This window comes from Micromonospora sp. MW-13, assembly GCF_003434305.1.
Lineage (GTDB): Bacteria > Actinomycetota > Actinomycetes > Mycobacteriales > Micromonosporaceae > Micromonospora.
This window is the reverse complement of the sequence record NZ_QKKX01000062.1, coordinates 63,687-84,189: the sequence shown is the minus strand read 5'-3', so window position 1 is coordinate 84,189 and position 20,503 is coordinate 63,687. Positions and strand designations below refer to the sequence as shown.

Annotated in this window: 18 protein-coding genes; 13 read left to right on the top strand and 5 right to left on the bottom strand. The window is 73.7% G+C overall.

All coding sequences use genetic code 11. From position 1 onward, the window contains the following. Positions 1-83: 83 nt before the first annotated feature. Positions 84-1,223: a DUF3103 family protein gene (locus C5N14_RS26765; protein WP_117671911.1), complete on the top strand. Its 1,140-nt coding sequence runs from the start codon at positions 84-86 to the stop codon at positions 1,221-1,223. A 232-nt stretch (positions 1,224-1,455) separates the two neighbouring features. On the opposite strand, the gene C5N14_RS26760 is transcribed toward C5N14_RS26765, so the two are convergent. After that, entirely contained in the window at positions 1,456-2,469 is a 1,014-nt protein-coding gene (locus tag C5N14_RS26760) for a LacI family DNA-binding transcriptional regulator (RefSeq protein ID WP_117671909.1), read from the bottom strand. Between the two features lie 381 nt (positions 2,470-2,850). On the opposite strand from C5N14_RS26760, the gene araB reads away from it, so the two are divergent. The 4 genes from araB to C5N14_RS26735 all read left to right on the top strand — a co-directional run bounded on the left by araB (position 2,851) and on the right by C5N14_RS26735 (position 7,292). Then, positions 2,851-4,518, top strand: coding sequence for a ribulokinase (araB, locus tag C5N14_RS26755; RefSeq protein ID WP_117671907.1), 1,668 nt, complete (start codon positions 2,851-2,853; stop codon positions 4,516-4,518). Between the two features lie 216 nt (positions 4,519-4,734). Then, complete coding sequence (locus C5N14_RS26745; protein WP_207892878.1) at positions 4,735-5,370, top strand: RICIN domain-containing protein; 636 nt, start codon at positions 4,735-4,737, stop codon at positions 5,368-5,370. A 143-nt stretch (positions 5,371-5,513) separates the two neighbouring features. After that, entirely contained in the window at positions 5,514-6,449 is a 936-nt protein-coding gene (locus tag C5N14_RS26740) for an ion transporter (protein ID WP_117671903.1), read from the top strand. 87 nt (positions 6,450-6,536) lie between these two features. Next, the gene (locus C5N14_RS26735; protein WP_117671954.1) at positions 6,537-7,292 is read left to right on the top strand and encodes a dienelactone hydrolase family protein; all 756 of its coding nucleotides are present in this window, start codon (positions 6,537-6,539) and stop codon (positions 7,290-7,292) included. A gap of 262 nt (positions 7,293-7,554) precedes the next feature. Here the strand turns inward: C5N14_RS26735 and C5N14_RS26730 are convergent, their stop codons facing one another. After that, positions 7,555-8,553: a DUF1996 domain-containing protein gene (locus tag C5N14_RS26730; RefSeq protein WP_117671901.1), complete on the bottom strand. Its 999-nt coding sequence runs from the start codon at positions 8,551-8,553 to the stop codon at positions 7,555-7,557. 381 nt (positions 8,554-8,934) lie between these two features. Between C5N14_RS26730 and C5N14_RS26725 the strand changes: the two genes are divergently transcribed. Next, a complete protein-coding gene (locus tag C5N14_RS26725) occupies positions 8,935-9,237 on the top strand; it encodes a hypothetical protein (protein ID WP_117671899.1) in 303 nt (100 codons plus the stop codon). Beyond that, positions 9,237-10,880 (top strand): amidase, encoded by a 1,644-nt coding sequence (locus C5N14_RS26720; RefSeq protein WP_243640058.1) that lies wholly within the window; start codon positions 9,237-9,239, stop codon positions 10,878-10,880. Before C5N14_RS26725 ends, C5N14_RS26720 begins: the two co-directional genes overlap by 1 nt. Positions 10,881-10,941: 61 nt before the next feature. On the opposite strand, the gene C5N14_RS26715 is transcribed toward C5N14_RS26720, so the two are convergent. Next, positions 10,942-12,297, bottom strand: a complete 1,356-nt coding sequence (locus C5N14_RS26715; RefSeq protein WP_117671895.1) for a carbohydrate-binding protein — start codon at positions 12,295-12,297, stop codon at positions 10,942-10,944. A 135-nt stretch (positions 12,298-12,432) separates the two neighbouring features. On the opposite strand from C5N14_RS26715, the gene C5N14_RS26710 reads away from it, so the two are divergent. Then, complete coding sequence (locus C5N14_RS26710) at positions 12,433-12,999, top strand: snapalysin family zinc-dependent metalloprotease (protein ID WP_117671893.1); 567 nt, start codon at positions 12,433-12,435, stop codon at positions 12,997-12,999. Between the two features lie 158 nt (positions 13,000-13,157). Here C5N14_RS26710 and C5N14_RS26705 read toward each other — a convergent pair whose 3' ends face one another. Both C5N14_RS26705 and C5N14_RS26700 read right to left on the bottom strand, forming a co-directional pair. After that, positions 13,158-14,087: a diacylglycerol kinase family protein gene (locus C5N14_RS26705; protein WP_117671891.1), complete on the bottom strand. Its 930-nt coding sequence runs from the start codon at positions 14,085-14,087 to the stop codon at positions 13,158-13,160. A 40-nt stretch (positions 14,088-14,127) separates the two neighbouring features. Further along, positions 14,128-14,955 (bottom strand): amidohydrolase, encoded by an 828-nt coding sequence (locus tag C5N14_RS26700; protein ID WP_117671889.1) that lies wholly within the window; start codon positions 14,953-14,955, stop codon positions 14,128-14,130. A 110-nt stretch (positions 14,956-15,065) separates the two neighbouring features. On the opposite strand from C5N14_RS26700, the gene C5N14_RS26695 reads away from it, so the two are divergent. Genes C5N14_RS26695 through C5N14_RS26675 form a run of 5 tightly spaced genes read left to right on the top strand, consistent with a single transcriptional unit; the run spans position 15,066 to position 20,436 of the window. Beyond that, positions 15,066-16,280: a M20 family metallopeptidase gene (locus tag C5N14_RS26695; protein ID WP_165878229.1), complete on the top strand. Its 1,215-nt coding sequence runs from the start codon at positions 15,066-15,068 to the stop codon at positions 16,278-16,280. Next, positions 16,277-17,278: a Gfo/Idh/MocA family protein gene (locus C5N14_RS26690; protein ID WP_117671885.1), complete on the top strand. Its 1,002-nt coding sequence runs from the start codon at positions 16,277-16,279 to the stop codon at positions 17,276-17,278. The genes C5N14_RS26695 and C5N14_RS26690 overlap by 4 nt, the downstream gene beginning before the upstream one ends. A gap of 13 nt (positions 17,279-17,291) precedes the next feature. Further along, entirely contained in the window at positions 17,292-18,587 is a 1,296-nt protein-coding gene (locus tag C5N14_RS26685; protein ID WP_243640056.1) for an ABC transporter substrate-binding protein, read from the top strand. A 59-nt stretch (positions 18,588-18,646) separates the two neighbouring features. After that, positions 18,647-19,606, top strand: a complete 960-nt coding sequence (locus C5N14_RS26680) for a carbohydrate ABC transporter permease (protein ID WP_117671883.1) — start codon at positions 18,647-18,649, stop codon at positions 19,604-19,606. Next, the gene (locus C5N14_RS26675; RefSeq protein ID WP_117671881.1) at positions 19,603-20,436 is read left to right on the top strand and encodes a carbohydrate ABC transporter permease; all 834 of its coding nucleotides are present in this window, start codon (positions 19,603-19,605) and stop codon (positions 20,434-20,436) included. Before C5N14_RS26680 ends, C5N14_RS26675 begins: the two co-directional genes overlap by 4 nt. The last annotated feature ends 67 nt before the right edge of the window (positions 20,437-20,503 follow it).

Genomic DNA, 20,503 nt, shown 5'->3' with positions numbered 1-20,503 from the left:
ATTGATAAGTGCAACAGTCTGGATGTATATCTTCTCTGCACCGTCGCCACGAGCCGGCGGTCGGACCAAGCAGAGGAGCCCGCGTGCACACTCCTACCCTCCGCCGAACCGCGCTTGCGGCCGGCCTCGCGGCGGCCGTCCTGGCCGCCCCGGTGGCCAGCCCCGCGTACGCCCGCCCCGAGCACCGGGCCCCCGCGGCCACCGCCGCCCCGGCCGGGGCCGTCCTCTCGGTCACCGACGGGCTGGCCCGCCGGCTCGCCGGGGCGCTCGCCGACCCGGCGGCGACCCGGGCGGTCCTCGCCGCCACCGCCGACGGCCAGGCCGACCTGCTCGCCGTCCCGCTCGCCGCGTCGGGGCTGTCCGGCGAGGCGCGGGCCGCGAACCGGCGGGTGCTCGCGGCCAAGGGCCTGCCGGCAACGGTCGGGTCGCTGCTGCGGCTGCGCTGGGCCACCCCGGACATGCGCGCCGCGGCGGTCCGGGGCGCGGTTCCGCTGGTGGCGGCGACCCCCACCGACGATGCCCTGACCACCGTCACCGCCTACGACCGGGGGGCCCGGCCGGTGCTGCTGGACGCCGCCCGGGTCCCCGCCCGCCCGGTGCTGCTGGTGGAGGTCGACACCGGCCGGGCGCTGTCCGCCGGCCTGGCGCTGATGCGCGGGGAACTGGCCCGCCGGGGCGTCACCGACACCGCCGCCGCCCGGGCGGCGACCACCGCGCGGACCACGGCGGCGTCCGGCTACTGGGCCACCCGGGTCGACGCGGTACGGCTCAACGACGACAAGGAGCCCTGGATCAAGGGCGCTGCCGAGATCTACAGCGTGGTGGCCGGGTTCGGCCTCGACGGCAAGCCCAAGGTCGACCTGGTCCAGATGCCCTACCTCGACCACGACGGCACGACCTACTACCCGAACCAGCTCCTGGTGCACTTCTCGGCGTACAAGTACAACCTGGCCGACGTGGTCATGATGGAGGACGACGGTGACACCAACTACCAGGCCCTGGTCCAGGCGATCGTCGGCGCGCTGCTGGTGATCGTGGACGGCGGGGCGTACCAGCCGCTGGTGAGCGCCATCCTCGACGCCATCCCGACCTCCTGGTACACCGACGACCCGGACTACGTGGACTCCTGGTACACCCTGTCCACCGCCAGCAGCGGCCGGTTGGGCGGCGCGGCCGGCAACGGTTGGCTCGACGTCTCCCCGTACTTCGTGCAGCCGCTCTGACGGCTCGCCCGGTGGGGCCGCCCGGTGGCGGGCGACCCCACCGGTGTGGGCGGTGCCGGAGTGCCGTCGGCGGGCGACCCGAACGCGTGCGGCGCCCCGTCCGGGGTGGACGGGGCGCGCCCCGGCGGTGGGGTGTGGTACGGGGTTCGTAACCTTCATGCAACAGGTCGATACATCGAAGTCGGGCAAGCCCGCTGCCCGACCGGCGACCGGAGGGTGCCGTGCCGTGCGGTCAGCGGGCGCGCGTGCTCTGCCGGACGATCAGCGGGGTGGCCAGCTCGATGCGGTTGCTGCCCAGCTCCTCGCCGTCCATCAGGTTGAGCAGCATCCGGGCCGCCATCCCCGCCATCTCGGTCAGCGGCTGGCGGACGGTGGTCAGCGGCGGCACCGCCCACCGCGCGGCGTCCAGGTCGTCGAAGCCCACGACGCTCATGTCGTCGGGCACCCGCAGCCCGCGCTCGTAGAGGGCCTCGTACGCCCCCCAGGCCATCTCGTCGGAGCACGTGAAGATCGCTGTGGGCGGCCGGGTCAGGTCGAGCAGGGCGTTCGTCTCCCGATAGCCCGACGGGGCGGTGAAGTCCGCGCCGCGGACGTAGCCGGCGGGGATCCGTTGCCCGGCGGCGTCCATGGCGGCGCGGTACCCGTCGACCCGGGCCCGGCTGCACGGCACGGCGGCCGGCCCGCCGATCACGGCGATCCGCTGGTGTCCGAGGCCGAGCAGGTGCTCGGTGGCGGCGCGCCCGCCCGCCCAGTTGGTGGCGCCGACGGAGGGGATGTCCGCCTGGGGCTGCCCGGCCGGGTCGATGACCACCACCGGGATGCCCAGCTCGTCGAGTTGCCCGCGCTGACTGGTCGAGATGTCGGACAGCACGAGCAGCACGCCGTCGCAGCGCCGGGTGGCGAGCTGCTCGGTCCACCGGCGGTCGGGGCGGTTGCGGTGCCGGCCGTGCACCGCGGAGACGACCACGCCGAACCCGGCGCGGTAGGCGAACTCCTCCACCCCGTCGATGATCTGCATCGCCCACGGGCTGCCCAGGTCCCGCAGCACCAGGTCGATCAGCCCGGCCCGGGCCGCCGGCCGGCTGGTCCCGCGGGCGGTGTAGCCCCGCTCGTCGAGCAGCGTCTGCACCCGCCGGCGGGTGCCCGGCGCGACGTCGGGGCGGCCGTTGAGCACCTTCGAGACGGTGGGGATCGACACGCCGGCGGCGCGCGCAATCTCCGCCAGCGTCGCCCGCTGCTGCTCCATGCATCTCCCTCACGAGGTCGGCCCGGCCGCAGCATATCCCGAAACTTTCGACGGCCGGCCCGGGTGGACCCGCGCCGCCCCGGTCACCCGGCAGCCGCCACCAGCGCAGCCCGGCCGCCGAAACATCTCCGAAAACCTCGGCCGCCCGCACCTGGCCCGCCGGCCAGGTCGCGCCGCGCGTGGGGTGCCCGACGAGCCGCCTTGTGAGTGCGCACATCGACCGGCGGCGTCGCTCCGCCCGGCGCGGCCCGCCTTCGTCCGGGATGGGCGCCGAGGAGTGAAGCGACGGAACGGCGCCGCCCGCAGATCCCGCCGGACAGCATCTTGACGGCGGTGCATGTGAGCGCTAACGCTTCTGCGGGCGGGTGGGCGGAGGATGTCATGAGCGTTTCCCCAGGGCCGGGGGACCGGTACGTCGTCGGTGTCGACTACGGCACGCTGTCTGGTCGGGCGTTGGTGGTGCGCGTCGGCGACGGCGCCGAGCTGGGCACGGCGGTGCACGAGTACCGGCACGGCGTGATGGACTCGGCGCTCGCCGCCGACGGGCGGGCGCTGCCGGCGGACTGGGCCCTGCAGGACCCGCAGGACTACCGCGACGTGCTGCGGCACGCCGTCCCGGCCGCCCTGGCCGCCAGCGGCGTCGACCCGCGGCGCGTCGTCGGCGTCGGCATCGACTTCACGGCCTGCACGGTGCTGCCCACCCTCGCCGACGGCACCCCGCTGTGCGAGCTGCCCGAGCTGCGCACCCGCCCACACGCCTGGGTCAAGCTGTGGAAGCACCACGCCGCCCAGCCCCAGGCCGACCGGATCAACGCCCTGGCCCACGCCCGTGGCGAGCCGTGGATCGGCCGCTACGGCGGGAAGGTCTCCGCCGAGTGGCAGTTCGCCAAGGGCCTGCAACTGCTGGAGGAGGACCCGGAGGTCTACCACCGGGCCGAGCGGTGGATCGAGGCCGCCGACTGGATCGTCTGGCAGCTCTGCGGCGTCGAGACCCGCAACGTGTGCACCGCCGGCTACAAGGGCATCCACCAGGACGGCCGGTACCCGTCCCGGGACTACCTGGCCGCCCTGCACCCCGGCTTCGCCGATTTCGTCGCCAAGATCGATGGTCCGCTCGCCCCGCTGGGGACCCGGGCCGGCGGGCTGACCGCGCGGGCCGCGGCGTGGACCGGCCTGCCCGAGGGCGTCGCCGTGGCGGTGGGCAACGTCGACGCCCATGTCACCGCCGCCGCCGCGCGGGCCCTCGACCCGGGCCGGCTGGTCGTCATCATGGGAACCTCCACCTGCCACATGGTCAACGCCACCGAGCTGGCCGAGGTGCCCGGCATGTGCGGCGTCGTGGACGGCGGGATCAGCGCCGGCTCCTGGGGCTACGAGGCCGGCCAGAGCGCCGTCGGCGACATCTTCGGCTGGTACGTGGCGCACGCCGCCCCCGCCGGCTACGCCTCGCACGAGGCGCTGACCGCTGCCGCCGCCGCCCAGCCCGTCGGCGCGCACGGCCTGGTGGCGCTGGACTGGTGGAACGGCAACCGCTCCCCGTTGGTCAACCACGACCTCAGCGGGCTGATCGTCGGGCTCACCCTGGCCACCCGGCCGCCGGACGTCTACCGTGCCCTGCTGGAGTCCACCGCGTACGGCACCCGCATGATCATCGAGGCGTACGCCGAGGCGGGCGTGCCGGTCGACGAGCTGATCGTGGCCGGAGGGCTCACCGCCAACACCCTGCTGATGCAGATCTACGCCGACGTCACGAAGCGCCCGCTGGGCGTCATCGGCTCCGCGCAGGGCCCGGCGCTGGGCTCGGCGATCCACGCGGCGGTCGCCGCGGGCGCGTACCCGGACGTGCCGGCCGCCTCGGCGGCGATGGGCCGGGTCGACCGCGACGTGTACCGGCCAGACCCGGAGCGGGCCCGCGCCTACGACGCGCTGTACGCCGAGTACCGGCGGCTGCACGACCACTTCGGCCGGGGCGGCGACGACGTGTTGTTGCGCCTGCGCGCCATCCGCAACGCCGCCCGGCGGGCGGCCGACCACGACCCGGCCGGGTAGGCGGCGGTCCCCTCGGGGGGATGGCATGAGCCCGGAGCTGCGCGCCGAGGCGACGCGGCCCACCGCGCGGATCGCGCGGCCGACGGTCCCGGCCGGGGCGCTGCGACGAGTCGACCCTGCCCGGTGCTGTCCGGGAAACCACCGGACAGCACGGGCCCCCGCGATGCTGGATCGACCTGGTCACCGTCCGATTACCACAACAGGTGAGGAGCTGTAGTGATCGAAGCAAGCGGGAAGACACAGTCGGAAAGCCTGCCCGGCAGGTCACGCGATCGCCGGGGGATCCTGCGTGTCGCGCTGGAGTCGCTGCTCGGTGTGTTCCTGGCCAGCGGCCTGCTGCTGCTCGGCGCCGGAGCAGCCCAGGCCGGTGCCGGCACGCCGCAGGCTCGGGGGAGTGCGACACCGGGAACCCAGGCGATCGACTTCTACGAGTTCCGGGCGCGGCACAGTGACAAGTGCCTGGACGTGGCGAACGCCAGCATCGCCCACGGCACGCCGATCGTGCAGGGCAACTGCTGGGGCGGGACGAACCAGCACTGGCGGTGGATCGCGGTCGGGAACGGCTACTACGAGATCCGGGCGCAGCACAGCGACAAGTGCCTGGACGTGGCGAACGCCAGCACCGCCCACGGCACGCCGGTCGTGCAGGGCAACTGCTGGGGCGGGACGAACCAGCACTGGCGTCTCGTCCTGCTCTCCAACGGCTTCTACGAGATCCGGGCGCAGCACAGTGACAAGTGCCTGGACGTGGCGAACGCCAGCACCGCCCACGGCGCCCGGGTCGTGCAGGGCGACTGTTGGGGTGGGACCAACCAGCACTGGCGGCTCGCGTACGCCGGAACCTGGGGCTGATCCCGACGGTGCTCCTGTGGTGGGTCAGGCTCCGCGCTCGTGGCGGGGCCTGACCCCGTCGGTGGCGGTCATCGTTCGACGCGGCCTGCGTACGCCCGTCCCGGCGCGGCGTCGCCGGTCGGTGCCCTCGGTAGGGTGGGGCCATGCTCGACGTACCCTGGCCGGCGTCGACCGAGGATCGACCGGGGCGCCGGGCCGGGCCGCCAGGGCTGGCCGGGTGGTGCCTACGGGTCGTCCGGTCGCGGCTCTTCGAGGTCGCCATCGTCGTGCTCATCATGGCCAACGGGGTGGTGCTCGGCGTCGAGACGTACCGCGACCTGGGGCCGGCGGGGCCGGTGCTGCAATGGTTGGAGTGGGTCTTCCGGGCCGCCTTCGTCGCCGAGATCGCCGTCCGGGTGCTGGCCTACGGTCGCCGGCCGCAGGACTTCTTCCGGCACGGCTGGAACGTCTTCGACTTCGTCGTGACGGCCGCGATCTTCCTGCCCGGCCTGCACGGCGACTCCGCGCTGCTGCGCGTCGTGCGGGTCGCCCGGATGCTGCGGCTGGTGCGGTTCTCGCCCGGGCTGCGCACCATCGTCGCGGCGCTGTTGCGCAGCCTGCCAGGCGTTGCCGGCTTCCTCGCGCTGGCCGGGGTGACCCTCTACGTGTACGGGATGGCCGGCTGGCTCATCTTCGGCAGGGCCCAGCCGGAGCAGTACGGCGACATCGGGCGGTCGCTGCTGACCCTGTTCGTGCTGCTGTCCCTGGAGACGCTGCCGGACCTCGTCGAGCAGGGCATGGCCCTGTCCCCGTGGACCCTGGTCTACTACGTCAGCTACGTGATCATCACCGTGAACCTGCTGCTCAACATCCTGATCGCGGTCATCGTCAACTCGATGGAGGAGGCCCGCCGGCTGGAGATGACCGAGCGGCTCGCACCCGGCCACGACGAGGACGGCGACGGGGTGCCCGACGAGGTGGACCGGATCGCGCTCACCCAACGGCTGGACGACCTGTGGGCCGTCATCGCCGAGTTGGAGCGGGAGCTGCGCATCGACCGGGACGACCGGCCGCCGCGCCCGCGCCGCGACCCGGGGTGACCGGGCCGCCGGAGGCGATGGGCCGGCGCGGGGGCCGACGCCCGGACGGATAGGGTGCGGGCTGACGGCGACCCGACGGAGGATGACGTGGCGCGCACGACGACGGTGGACGTGCCGGTGGGCGGCGGGGTCGCCGACGCGATCCTGGTCCGGCCGGACGACGACGGCCCGTTCCCGGCCGTGCTGTTCTTCATGGACGCGTTCGGCCTGCGGCCCCGGCTCGTCGAGATGGCCGAGCGGATCGCCTCCCGGGGGCATGTCGTGCTGGTGCCCAACCTGTTCCACCGGGCCGGCCGGGCCCCGCTGTTCGACCTCTCCCGCCTGGCCGACCCGCAGGAGCGCGGCCGGGCCTTCGCGCGGATCATGCCGCTCATCGCCGCGCTGACCCCGGAGGTGGTGGCCGGGGACGCGGCGGCGTACCTGGACTTCCTGGCCGCCCGGGACGACGTCGCGCCCGGCCCGGTGGTCGTCACCGGCTACTGCATGGGCGGTACGAACGCCCTGCGCGCCATCGAGGCGCATCCCGGCCGGATCGCGGCGATGGCCAGCTTCCACGCCGGCCGGGTCGTCACCGACGCGCCGGACAGCCCCCACCGGGGCGTCGGCTCCGTGACCGGCGAGCTGTACTTCGCCCACGCCGACCAGGACCAGTCCATGACGCCCGAGCAGATCGCGACGCTGGAGGCGGCGCTCGACGCGGCGGGGGTCCGGTACCGGTCCGAGCGGTACACCGGCGCCACCCACGGGTTCACCATGGCCGACACCGCCGCCTACGACGAGCGGGCCGCCGAGCGGCACTGGGTCGCCCTGTTCGACCTGCTGGACCGCACCTTCCGCGGCTGAGCGCGACCGGGGCTCAGTCGCCCCGCCCGCTTCCCCGCCCCCGTCCGGCTGCCCGCCCCGTCCGCCTTGATCGACTTCAGGTCAGTGACATCGCGGTCCGGGTCGATCGGGATGCCCCGTTGTCGTCGATCCGGTGCCGATCATGGGGCGGGGCCCGGGGCGCCGACACCGACGGCGGCGGGACCCGGTGGGGAGTCCCCGCTTGACGGATGACACGGCGGTGCGCGTCGGCCTCGCGGTCGGCGCGCGCCGCCGTGCCGGGTCACTGCTGGATGGGCTTGCCGTCGTTGCCGCAGATGTAGCCGTCGACGACGCACTGCTGCACCCGGTCGGCCAGGGCCTGCTCGTCCCAGGCGTTGAAGAAGTCGCCGTGGAAGGTGTAGCCGGGGGCCGTGGTGACGTTGGCCCCGTCGCGGGTGCCGCCCAGGGTGAGCCCGGTCCCGCGCACGTCGTACGTGATGAGGAACTCCAGCCGGGGCACGGGCACCGGGTGGCTGGCCGGGCAGGTGCCGCCGACGCCGCCCAGGCCGAACGCCATGTGGCTCTTGTGGTCGGCGCTGTCCAGGTTCCTCCCGTCCCAGCAGGTCGGGAAGTCGAGGTACGTCTCCAGCTTGGAGCCGGCCGGGCAGACCGGTAGGTCGCGGCTGGCCTGGGGGATACCGACGCAGTTCCACCGGGCCGCCGGGTTCTGGTCGGGGCTGGTCGCGAGGGCGTTGCCGACCACGATCCGCAGGCCCTGGGGGTACGGCCGGACGTTCGCCCGGTCGGTGATCCCCTGGTAGTAGATCCGGACGCTCTGCGGCGCGACCGCCGTGCCGTTCTGGTAGAGCGTCGGCACCCAGTACGCGGACCTGTCGGCCACCGGGTTGCAGGTCGTTCCGCCGGCCCGCAGCGAGGTGAGGGTGGAGTACGCGTTCGTCGAGGTGTTGCCGAAGAACTCGTGCATGTGCGAGGCGCCCGGCTGGCCCGGCCGGACGATCGGGTCGTCGTTGGCGCGTCCCTTGCTCGGGCAGTCGGCCCGGAACTCCGAGCCGCGCACCGGGGCGAGCTGGAGCTCCAGGGCGGCCCGCTCCTGCTCCGGGCTGAGCACGTACGCGTGGTCGGCGTGGCCGCCGGGCGCCGCCTGCGCGTCGACGGCGTCGCGGCCGGCCAGCACCCCGCTGGCCACCAGGGTCAGCAGGGCGACGGTCAGCGCGCCGGCCCGGCGCAGGTACGGGTGTCCGGTCGGATCGGCGCCGCCGCGCCCTCGGGTGAACCGCATGCTTCCTCCTCGCCCGGCGCACCGGGCACCGGCCCGGGATCGCCGGGCCGTCAACGGGACGGATGGGGGGTGAGAGCGCTCTCACCTCTCAGGAGAACCGAAGTGAACGACAATTGTCAATCTGTGTGACGGTGGGATCCCGCTCCACTGCGGACAGGTGAGCCCGGACGCCGGCCGGCCGCCCGACCCCGCCCCGACGGCCGGCCCCGCCGCCCCGTCGGTCCTCAAGGGTGTCCGAAGGGGGTGGTCGGGGCCGTACCTTCACCGGTCAGGAGGGCATTGACCTGCGTTGCTTCACCGCGCCGAGATCAACTCGTTACGCCAGTGATACGTGGCAGCCCGACAGTGGGCGCATCGTCTCCGACCCAGGAGGAGCACCCCTTGGCACCCACCCCACCGACCGACGCCGAGCTGAACGTCTTCATCCGCGCCCGGCTCGCGTCCCTCGGCATCGACCTCGACCAGCTTCCACCCGGCACCACCGCCGACCCGGAGACCGGCTCGCCGGGCCGCGACTCCGTGCTGGCCTCCCTGCGCTCCTTCGTGCGCGGTACGGTGGGCGCCCTCGCCGCGTACCAGCTGCCCGCGCCGGCCGGCACCGCCGACCCCGCCGTCGCGCAGGCCCTGTCCCAGCAGCCCGCGCCGATGCTCTACCCCTCGGTCAGCACGGAATGGCGGAAGTGATGAGCGCAGCCCCCGTCGACCGCGGCGTCGACCGCCGCGCCTTCCTGGCCCGCACCGCCGCCCTGGCCGCCGCCTCGGCCGTCGGCGGCGCGGTCGCGCTGCCCGCCGTGGCGTCGGCGGCCGGCCCGGCCCGAACACCCCGCCTGCCGGCGGCGAGGTGGAACCCGGCGCTGGACGTGCCCCGCGCCTACGTCGAGCCCCGCCCGGAGGCGGTGGCCGACCCGACCGAGCTCACCGTCGCCGAGGCGGCCTGGCTGATCCGCGCCGGCAAGCTGACCCCGGCCAAGCTGGTCGAGGCGTACCTGGCCCGCGTCTCGACCCATGAGGGCACGTACCAGGCGTTCAACCTGGTGCTCGCCGAGGCGGCGGTCGAGGCGGCCACCGCCCTGGCGAAGAAGCCGCGGCGGGGCGCGCTGCACGGCATCCCGCTGGCCGTGAAGGACAACTACTACACCGCCGGGGTGCCCACCACCGCCAACTCCTACCTGTTCGCCGACTTCCGGCCGCCGTTCGACGCCACGGCGGTGGCGAAGCTGCTGGCCGGCGGGGCGATCGTGCTCGGCAAGACCCAGATGGGGCCGCTGGCCACCACCCGGGCGACCACCCCGAACGGGGTGGTCACCACGGTCAACGCGTGGACCCCGGCCGACATCCGCACCGATCCGGGCGGCTCGTCCACCGGCACCGCCACGGCCGTCGCCGGGCGACTCGCCGTCGCCGGCACCGGCACCCAGACCGGCGGCTCGATCACCGCGCCGTCCAACGCGCAGAACCTCACCGGCCTCAAGCCGACGATGGGCCGGGTCTCGCTGCACGGCATCATCCCGCTCAGCTACACCCGCGACCACCCCGGCCCGCTGGCCCGCGACGCCAAGGACGCGGCCATCATGCTCACCGCGATGGCCGGCGAGGACCCGGCCGACCCGCGCACGCAGGGCCTGCCCGAGGTGCCGAACCTGATCGACGCGGCCACCCCGGCGTACCAGGGCGGCCGGCTGAAGCTGCGCTGGAAGACCCGCATCGGCGTGCTGCCCGGCTTCACCGCCGGCACCTCGGAGACCACGGCGGCCCGGCAGGCGTACCTGGCGAAGCTCGCCGCGATCCCCGGCGCCACGGTGGTCGACGTGCCGCTGCCCGACGACTGGGAGCTGCTCACCGGCGGCGCGTTCAACAACGTCCGGCTGCCGGAGCGCAGCGAGCCGTTCATGCCGTACCTGCGCACCGACCTGCGCGGCTTCGGGGTGTCGGTGACCGGCTGGTTGCAGGGGGCGCTGCTGGGCGGCAACGAGTTCATCACCGGCCAGCGGGCCAAGCTGCTGCTGCTCGAACGCGTCCTGGACCAGCTCTTTGAGGCCTGCGACGTGGTGGTGCAGACCAGTCCGGTGCCGTTCGACATCCTCGGCCTGCCGGAGATCGCCTTCCCGATCGGGTTCACCACCAGGGGTGTGCCGATCGGCACCGTCCTCGGCGGCCTGCCGTACGGCGAGGACCGGCTGCTGTCGGTCGTGGCCGCGTACCAGGCGGTCACCGACTGGCACTGGCGCCGGCCACCGGACCCGGTGCCCGCCCCGGCGGCGGCGCGCGGCGCGGCGCCCGCCGGCCTGCGGCTCACCGCCGAGGAGGTCGCCGAGCTGGCCCAGTGACGCGCACCCCGTCCTAGGTGTCCGGCCTGGCCCGCGCCGGGCCGGACACCTAGGGGGCGCGTCAGCGGGACTGGAGGGCCCGGACGTTGTCGCCGAACGTCCAGCCCTTCGACCCGTCCCAGTTCAGGGACCAGGTCATCAGTCCCTTGAGGCCACCGCCGTAGGTGTTCCACGCCTGCGCCACCGCCGCCGGCGCGAGGTGGCCGCCGCCGGCGCCGGGCTGGGCGGGCAGGCCGGGGACCTGCTTGTCGTACGGGACCCGGATCGTGGTGCCCTGCACGACCAGGCCGGTGTTGAGGCAGTCGGTCTGGACCGTGAAGCCCTGCACGGTGCCGGCGGCGTACGAGTCGCCGTGGCAGCCGTACATGCTGCCGTTGTAGTACTGCATGTTCAGCCACCACAGCCGGCCGTTGTCGGCGTACTTCTTGACGATCGGCAGGTACGCGCCCCAGATCGAGCCGTAGGTGACGCTGCCGCCGGTGACGTACGCGGTCTCCGGCGCCATGGTGAGGCCGAAGCCGGCGGGCATCTGGGCGAGCACGCCGTCGATGATGCGGACCAGGTTGGCCTGCGACGCCGAGAGCCGGTTGATGTCGCCGCTGCCGGTCAGGCCGGTCTCGATGTCGATGTCGATGCCGTCGAAGTTGTACCGCTTGAGGATCGGCACGACGGTGGCGACGAACCGGTCGGCGACGGTCGCCGAGTTGAGGTCGATGCCGGCGGTGGCGCCTCCGATGGACAGCAGGACGGTGAGGCCGGCCGCCTTGGCCCGGCACATCTCCGCCGGGGTGGGCACCTTCACGGTGGCGTCCATGCCGTCCTCCCACAGCACGGTGCCGTCGGAGCGGATCACCGGGAACGCGGCGGTGACCACGTTGTACCCGTGGGCGGTGATCCGGGAGTCGGTGATCGGGATCCAGCCCAGCGGCGGGTGCACGCCGTTGGCCGCGCCGTCCCAGTTCTCCCAGTAGCCCTGGAGCACCTTGCCGGCCGGCCTCGGCTTGAGCGCGCAGGTCTCGGTGCCCGGCGGGGGCGTCGTGGTCGGCGTCGGCGTCGGCGGCACGGTCGGCGAGGCGGTGGGGGAGGGCGACGAGGTCGCGGTGGGCGTGGGGGAGGGGGTGCCGTCGCAGGCCCCGAGGTCCTTCCACAGTGAGGGCGTGGCCGCGGGGTTCCAACCCGCGCCGGCCGGCGGGGTGTGCGTCACGAGGGCCTGGTAGAGCCGGCCGGCGTAGCTGACCTGGGTGCCGGCCGGATAGCTGGTGCCCTCGGCCCACCCCGGGGCGGAGCAGGCCACGGCGGCGGCCGTCGCCGGGCCGGTGGCCACCGCCGCGAGACCGCCCGTGGCGGTGAGGCCCCCGGTGGCGACGACCAGCGCCGTCCCCGCCAGCAGGGCAGTGGCCCCGCGTCGAAGTTTCATGGCATCTCCTCCCGTCGATGGCCGGGAGCGTATCAGTAAAGATTGTTAAATAAAAAGAGGCGTTGCAATCGATCTATGTCGATGAATAGGCTGGCCCGGTCCCCGCTCACCCCGTCACCCAGTGGAGCGTGACCCATGCGTCTGTCCAAGGTGTCCCGGATCATCGCCACCCTCGCCGCCGCCGCGACGGCGGCGCTCGGCCTCACCGCCGTGCAGGCAGCGCCGGCATCCGCCGCCGTCCGCAACGTCTGCTACAACACCAGTCAGGCCGGCCCCTTCGCCAGCTACGCCAACCAGGCCGCCACGATCTGGAACAACTACACCAACAACATCAACATGGCCCAGTGCGGCTCGAACCTGATGATCTACTACACCTACGGCGGCGGCTCGTACGCCCAGCGCACGAGCCTCGGCAACGGCCGCGTGGTTATCGACTACTACCAGGCCCAGCAGTACAGCCCGCTGCGGATCATGACCCACGAGATCGGGCACATCCTCGGCCTGCCGGACAACTACAACGGCAACTGCGCCATCCTGATGTCCGGCGGCAGCGCCGGCACCTCCTGCACCAACCCGTACCCGAGCACCGCCGAGGCCGCCGCGGTCGACTCGTACTTCGGCTTCGCCGCCCGCACCGCCACGGGCGCCGGGGTCTTCACCGGTAGCTGGCCGGCCCCCGCGACGGTCGGCGCCCAGGGCTGACGCCCGGGCGGCCTGCCCGCTCCCACGGCCCGGCCGGGGTCGGCGTGTCCGCCGACCCCGGCCGGGCCGCACCTTGCGCGGTGATCGAGAGGTTTACGCCGGACTCGGGGCGCAGACCTGACGCAACCCTCTTGATCACCGCGCTGGGGTGGGGTGGGTTACCGGTCGTTGGTGTCGGTGGGGGCCATCACCCGTAGCGCGTTGGCGGCCAGGCCGATCCGGATCGGGGTCTGCCCGCACAGCTCGCCGTCGACCTCGACGCGCACCGGTCGGTCGGTCTCCAGCCAGAGTTCGCCCACGGCGAGGAACGGCGTCTCGGCGAGGGTGCGCCGGTGGCCGGTGGTGGCGTTGCGGGCCGTGTCGCGCAGCAGCCCGCGCCGGGTCGGCCCGCCGACCGGGTACGCCACCAGCAGCCGGTCGTCGGCGTCGGTGTCGGCGGTGATCGGCCGGCCGGCGTGGAAGCCGCCGTTGGCCACGTAGAGCTGGTGGGTGTGGAACTCGTGGGTGCCGCCCCCGGCGCGGACGGTGGCCCGCAGCGCCCGGTGCCGGGCGAGCAGCGCCAGCGCGGTGGCCGGGTACGCCAACCGCCCGGTGACCCGCTTGAGCGCGGGTGGCGTGCGCAGCATGATGTCGGCCGACAGCCCCACGCCGACGTGGTTGGCGAACGGCACGTCCCCGGCCAGCCCCAGGTCGACGTCGATCACCTTGCCCTCGGCCAGGACGGCCACGGCGGCGTCGAGGTCGAGCGGGAGGCCGAGGGTGCGGGCGAAGTTGTTGGTGGTTCCCAGCGGCAGCAGGCCCAGCGCGACGTCGCGGTGGGCGAGCAGGCGGGCGGCGGCGCTCTGCGTGCCGTCGCCCCCGCCCGCGACGAGCAGGTCCGGCCCGAGGGCGAGGGCGTCGTCCAGGCTGCGCTCCAGCTCGCCGGGCCGGTCGGCCGGATAGCAGCCGAGCAGGGTGAAACCGGCCTCCGTCAGCCGGGTCCGGGCGTGTTCGTAGAACCGGTGGCCCCGGCGCGAGCGGGCGTTGACCACCAGCGCCGCCCGTCGCTGTCGCCGGATGGCCGCGCCCAGCTCCTGCTTCGTCCGCATGGGTGCCGACCCTATCTCCGTCGGCCCCGCAGCCGTCCGGTCAGCGGCGGTCCAGGGCGCGGCGGAGGTTGCCGCCGAAGACGTCGGCGGCCTCGGCGGCGGAGAGCTGGTCGAGCCCGACCGGGTGCAGGGTCTGCGCGAAGGACACGTGGTCCAGGCTGGGGGAGAAGTCCGAGCCCCAGTACAGCCGCCGCGTGCCGAACCGGTCGAGCAGCAGGTCGACGAACGGCCGGGCGGCGGCGTGCGGGTGGTCGTGGGCGGGGTCGCTGACGGCGTACAGGCCGGAGACCTTGACCCCGACGTGGGGCAGCGCGGCCAGCTCGGTCAGCGGGGCGAGCCGGGCCCCGGCCGCCGCCGGGGTGGGCGCCGCCGGCTGCCGGCCGGGCAGGCCGAGGTGGCTGAACAGCACCACGCACCCGTCGAGGGCGGCCAGCGCCGGGCCGAGCCGGCCGATCGCCTCGGGCCCGGCGTTGAGGCTGACCACCGTCGCGGCGGCGTTGAGCGGGCCGGCGTCACCGGCGGCCCAGTCGGCGAACGCGTCGGCCGAGGCCGGGTCCGGCAGGTACGCGGCGACGCCCACGAAGCCCGCCGTCCGCAGCCGGTCCAGGCCGTTGCGGTCCGTGCCGGTGGCCGGCAGGTACGCCAGCGGCGCGATCCAGTCGTGCTCGGCCGCGAGCCGCGCGAGGTGGGCGTTGTTGCCGGCGAACCCAGGTTCTCCCTCGTAGCCGACCACGAGCGCCCGGTCGATGCCGTGTTCGCGGCGCAACGTCTGGTAGACGGCGAATTCGTCGCCCCCGGCCGGGGACCGTCCGTAGCGGCCCGGGTAACCGTCGGCGAACAGGTGCAGGTGTGCGTCGGCGCGTGGCATGGCCGGACCCTAACCGATTCCGGCCGGCCCATTGACGTGGGAGGACCCCTCCTTTAGGTTCTTGTCTCAATTAGGTCCGGATTATCGGCCGCAGGCGAGGGGTGGACCGCGTGGTGCAGGCGCACGAGGATGTTGACGATCTGGTACGGCTGCGTCGGCAGCTTCACCAGTACCCGGAGCTGCGGTTCACGGAGCGGCAGACCGCGGCGACTCTCGCCGGCCGGCTCGCGCCGATCGCCCGGGTCTGCTCCGGAGTCGCCGGCACCGGCCTCGTCGCCGAGATCGAAGGACGTGCACCGGGACCCTCGGTTCTGCTTCGGGCCGATATGGACGCCTATCCGGTCCAGGATGCCAAGGAGGTGCCCTGGGCGTCGGGCAACGCCGGGGTCTGCCACGCCTGCGGGCACGACGTGCACATGACCGTCGTGCACGGCGTCGCGGCCCGGCTCGCGGCCGACCCGCCCGCCCGGGGCTCGGTGACCGTGCTGTTCCAGCCGGCCGAGGAGATCCCGTTCGGCGAGGACTCCGGCGCCGCCGCGGTGCTCGCCGACGAGGCCCTGCGCGGCCGGCGCTTCGACGCCGTCCTCGGCCTGCACTGCTGGCCCGACCTGCCGGTCGGGGCGGTCGGCGTGGACCGGGTGACCGCGATGGCGGCCAAGGACGCCTTCCGGGTCGAGGTGCTCGGCCGGGCCGCGCACGCCGCCACCCCGGCGCTGGGCCGCGACGCCATCCTCGGCCTGGCCGGCATCGTCAACCTGCTGCACGCCGGGGTGGCCCGCTCCCGCAACCCCCACGAGCTGGTCGCCTTCAACATCGGCACGATCTCCGGCGGGGCCAGCCAGAGCCAGGTCGCCGAGCGCGCGGAGGCGACCGGCACGCTGCGTACCCACGACGAGGCCACCCGCGGGCGGCTCAAGGAGGTCATCGAGCGCATCGCCCGTCAGCAGGCCGCCGCGCTCGACCTGGGCCTGCGCTTCACCTGGGCCAACGAGATGCCCCCGGTGCGCAACGCCGCGTCGCTGGTGGCCCTCGCGCACGCCGAGCTGGCCGGCCTGGTCGAGGTCGCCGACCTGACCGCGCCCCCGCTGACCACCGACGACTTCGCCCTGCTCGGCGCGCTCGGCCCCAGCCTGTACGTCAAGCTCGGGGTCACCGGCGAGCGCGGCGGCGCGCCGCTGCACTCCGGCGCCTTCGACGTCGACGAACGGTGCCTCGGGGTGGGCGTGGCCGCCCTGGAACGCCTCACCCGGGCCGTCCTCAACGGCCGGCTGGCCACTGTCGACGCGGCCCCCTGCGCCTCGGCCGTCGAGGCGGTCGGGGCATGAGCCGTCCGTCGGTCGCCGTGGTCGGCGCGGGGGCGTTCGGCGTCCGGCACCTGGCCGCGTACCGGTCGCTCGGCGTGCCGGTGCGGGCCCTGGTCGAGCCGGACGCGGCGACCCGGCAGCGGGTCGCCGTCGAGTACGGGGTGCCGCAGACGTACGCCTGCGTGGCCGACCTGCTCGCCGCCGCCCCGCCCGACGCGGCCTCGGTGTGCGTGCCCGGCCCGGCGCACCGCCCGGTGGCCGTGGACCTGCTCACCGCCGGGGTGCCGGTGCTGGTGGAGAAGCCGCTGGCTGCGACCGTCACCGACGCCGCCGCCATCGTGGCCGTCGCCGAGCGCACCGGCGTGCTCTGCCAGCCGGGGCACATCCTGCGGTACAGCGCCCCGCACCGCGCCCTGCACGACGCGGTCCGCGCCGGCCGGCTCGGCCAGGTGCTCGCCGTCTCGTCCCGCCGCGACCGGCCCCGGACACTGAGCCGGCTCTTCCCCCGCGAACACCCCGCGCTGCTCACCGCCGTGCACGACATCGACCTGGCCCTCTGGTACGCCGGGGCGCCCGTGGTCGAGGTCCGCGCGGCGGCCCGGACCCGCCCCGGATCGGCCACCCCGGTCCTGGTGTGGGCGGAGCTGCGGCACGCCAACGACGTCGTGTCGTCGATCCGCAACAGTTACCTGCTCCCCGAACACACCCCGAACCACACCTCGGACCTGGTCGAGGTGTACGGCACCGACGGGGTCGCGCACGTCGACCTCGGCCACCCCACGTTGCTCGTCCAGGGCGAGCCGACCGAGGCACCGGACTGGCTCCTCTCCCCGGTCGACGGCGGCGGAGCGCTCGCCGCCGAGCTGCGGCACTTCCTCGGCCAGGTCGACGGCACCGCACCGACGGCGGTCGTCCCGCTCGCCGACGGCCTGCACGTCGTGCGGGTCGCCGAGGCCGTGGCCGACAGCGCCACCGCCGGCGGCGCGGTCCGCCGGATCCCCCCGAGCCCCCACTTGTGACAGGAGCTACCCGATGTTTCGACGGAGATTGGCCGGCGCCCTCGCCGCCGGCATGGCCGCCGCCGCGCTGCTGACCGGATGCGGCGGCGGCGACGCCGCCGACGGCCCGGTCACCCTCAAGGTGCTGACCTGGGAACCGGGCGGCACCGAGTACTGGAAGCAGGTCAAGACCAGCTTCGAGGCGGGCCACCCGGACATCAAGCTGGAGATGCAGTCCGTCCCGTTCGACAAGTACCCCGAGGTGCAGGGCCCGTACATCACCTCGCAGTCCGGGCCGGACGTGATGGCCAACAACGCCGGGCTGGAGCTGTTCGACCGGCGCGGCGCGTACGTCCCGCTGGGCGACAAGGCCGCCGAGATCACCAAGGACCTGGTCACCTACAGCGGCGCCTGCGAGGGCTTCGACACCGCCAAGCCGTGCTACGGCGTGCCGTTCTCGTACCAGGGCAATGTCCTCTACTACAACAAGGCCGTCCTGACCGCCGCCGGGCTCGACCCGGAGCAGCCGCCGGCGACCTGGGACGAGTTCGGCGCCGCCTGCGAGGCGGTGAAGAAGGCCGGCAAGACCTGCCTGGCCCTCGGCCTGTCCGGCACCTTCCCGGCGTACTGGGACTTCCCCGAGATCGCCCGCAACTACCTCACCGAGGACGACGTCCGCGCCCTGCTGGCCGGCAAGCTGTCCTGGAAGGACCCCAAGCTCGTCGCGGTGCTGGAGAAGCTCGCCGAGATCACCACCAAGGGCTGGGCCAACAAGAACGCCCCGTCGATCACCATGCTCCCCGACGGGGCGGACATCTTCCAGCGCGGCGACGCCGCGTTCGCCGGCACCATCATCTCCGACGCGGTGAACTGGGACGCGTTCGGCAAGGCACTCGGCGACGACAAGCTCGGCGTCACCCGGTGGCCGGCGGTCGACCCGGCCGCGCCGCTGGCGCAGAAGTTCTCCGGCATCGAGGGCGCCGTCTACGGGGTCACCCAGTGGAGCCAGAAGAAGGCGGCCGGCCTGGAGTTCATCACCTGGCTCGCCGGCAAGGAGAACGGCGAGCTGTGGGTGAAGCACGCCAAGGGCCAGCCGCTGAACAAGAACGTCGACAAGGCGCTGCTGCCCTCGTCGCCGGCCTTCCAGAAGATCCAGGAACTGGTCGCCCAGCCGACCCTGCACGCCGGGGTGATGCTCTCCGGCCCCGAGGCCGACGCCCTGGCGCGCGGCTGGCAGCAGGTCACCCTCGGCCAGCTCACCGTCGACAAGTGGGCCGAGGCGATGCAGCAGGCACTGGAGCGCAGCCCCACGAAGAAGCAGACCAAGTAGCCACCCCGGGCGGGGCGACAGCGTGTCGCCCCGCCCGGCGCGACCGGGGGAGGACCCTGATGACGATCTCCACCGCGCCGGTGTCGGAGCCGGTGGCAGCCGACACCCCGCCCGCGCCGGCCCGCCGCCCGCCACGACCCGGGCGGGCCCGGGAGTGGTGGCTCGGTGCCGCGCTGGTGCTGCCCGCCCTCGTGCTGGCCGTGCTGTTCAAGCTGGTGCCCCTGGTGCGGGGGGTGGTCACCAGCACCGAGTCGTCCAGCGGGTTCGGCGGCAGCGAGTTCGCCGGGGCGGACAACTACACCCGGATGTTCGACGACCCGATGGTCCTCACCAGCTTCCGCAACGCCCTGCTGGTGGTGGCCACCCTGCCGGTGTGGATCGTGCTCCCGCTGGTGCTGGCGCTGCTGATCCACCAGCGCTCGCCGGGGTGGAAGTTCTTCCGGGCCGTCTACTTCGTGCCGTACACCATCGCGCCCATCGTCGTCGGCATCATGTTCCGGCAGATCCTCGCCCCCGACGGGCCGCTGAACGCCCTGCTGCGCTCGGTCGGCCTTCAGCCGCTGGCGATCGAGTGGCTCAACGGCCGGTACAGCGCGCTGTTCTCGCTGGTCGCGGTCGCCCTGTGGAGCTTCTTCGGGCTCGGCGTGATGACCTATCTCGCCGGCCTGGCCACCATCCCCGAGGAGACGCTGGAGGCGGCGTACCTCGACGGCGCCGGGTTCTTCCGGCGGTTGTGGTCGGTGGTCGTGCCGATGCTGCGCCCGACCGTCGCGTACTGGAGCGTGCTCTGCGCCTCCGGCGTGCTGATCTGGCTGTTCCCACTGATCTACGCGTTGACCCAGGGCGGGCCGGGCGACGCCACCATGCTCCCCGAGTACCTGGTCTTCCTCACCACCTTCCAGTTCCTGGACCGCGGCTACGGCTCGGCCATCGGCATCGCCCTGTTCGTCTTCGTCGCCGTGCTGTCGATCTTCAGCGTGCGGCACATGTTCACAGAGGGGACCCGCAAGCCGCGATGAACCCGCGCCACTCCGCCCGGATCGGGCGCTACCTGTTGACCTTCGCGCTGGTCGTCGTCGCCGTCGCGGCCGTCTACCCGCTGCTGTTCACCGTGGTCAGCTCGCTGAAGACGCAGGCCGGCTTCGCCCACGACCCGCTGGGCCTGCCGGCCGGGATCACCCTGGAGAACTACCTCGAGGCGTTCCGCCGGATGAACATGCCCCGGCTGCTGCTCAACTCGCTGATCACCACGCTCGGCGGGCTGGTGCTGTCGGTGCTCGCCGCGCTGCTGGTCGCGTACGCGGTGACGAAACTGCGGTTCCGCGGCGGGAAGATCGTCTTCCTGCTGATCATCGTGACGCTGACCATCCCCAGCCAGGCGATCATCTACCCGCTCTACCAGACGGTGCTGGACCTGGGCATGTCCGGCCAGTACCAGGGCCTGATCCTGGCGTACGCCGCGTTCGGGCTGCCGCTGGGCACGTACCAGCTCGCCGGCTACTTCCAGCAGGTGCCCGACGAGCTGATCGAGGCGGCCCGGGTCGACGGCGCGGGGCACCTGACCATCCTGTTCCGGCTGCTCGCCCCGATCGCCACCCCGGCCCTCGCGGCGCTGGCCATCTTCAACTTCGTCTGGATGTGGAACGACCTGCTGCTGCCCCTGGTCATCATGGGCGGCTCGGACAGCAAGACGCTGATGGTCGGCGTCTCCCTGCTCAGCGGCCAGTACGACGTGTCGGTGCCGTTGGTCAGCGCCGGCCTGATCGTCGCCCTGCTGCCGGTGCTGGTCATCTACCTCGTCTTCCAGCGGCAGCTCGTCTCGGGCGCGCTCGCCGGCTCCGGCAAGTGACCGGGCCGGCAGTGACCGGGGTCGGCCGGTGACCGGGATCGACCCTCGGCCCGGCGGCGTCGCGATC

Coding starts and splice junctions, on each gene's coding strand:
- C5N14_RS26675 (WP_117671881.1), top strand. CDS start 19,603: ATGAACCCGCGCCACTCCGCCCGGATCGGGCGCTACCTGTTGACCTTC.
- C5N14_RS26720 (WP_243640058.1), top strand. CDS start 9,237: ATGAGCGCAGCCCCCGTCGACCGCGGCGTCGACCGCCGCGCCTTCCTG.
- C5N14_RS26700 (WP_117671889.1), bottom strand. CDS start 14,955: ATGCCACGCGCCGACGCACACCTGCACCTGTTCGCCGACGGTTACCCG.
- C5N14_RS26710 (WP_117671893.1), top strand. CDS start 12,433: ATGCGTCTGTCCAAGGTGTCCCGGATCATCGCCACCCTCGCCGCCGCC.
- C5N14_RS26690 (WP_117671885.1), top strand. CDS start 16,277: ATGAGCCGTCCGTCGGTCGCCGTGGTCGGCGCGGGGGCGTTCGGCGTC.
- C5N14_RS26685 (WP_243640056.1), top strand. CDS start 17,292: ATGTTTCGACGGAGATTGGCCGGCGCCCTCGCCGCCGGCATGGCCGCC.
- C5N14_RS26715 (WP_117671895.1), bottom strand. CDS start 12,297: ATGAAACTTCGACGCGGGGCCACTGCCCTGCTGGCGGGGACGGCGCTG.
- C5N14_RS26730 (WP_117671901.1), bottom strand. CDS start 8,553: ATGCGGTTCACCCGAGGGCGCGGCGGCGCCGATCCGACCGGACACCCG.
- C5N14_RS26740 (WP_117671903.1), top strand. CDS start 5,514: ATGCTCGACGTACCCTGGCCGGCGTCGACCGAGGATCGACCGGGGCGC.
- araB (WP_117671907.1), top strand. CDS start 2,851: ATGAGCGTTTCCCCAGGGCCGGGGGACCGGTACGTCGTCGGTGTCGAC.
- C5N14_RS26680 (WP_117671883.1), top strand. CDS start 18,647: ATGACGATCTCCACCGCGCCGGTGTCGGAGCCGGTGGCAGCCGACACC.
- C5N14_RS26760 (WP_117671909.1), bottom strand. CDS start 2,469: ATGGAGCAGCAGCGGGCGACGCTGGCGGAGATTGCGCGCGCCGCCGGC.
- C5N14_RS26705 (WP_117671891.1), bottom strand. CDS start 14,087: ATGCGGACGAAGCAGGAGCTGGGCGCGGCCATCCGGCGACAGCGACGG.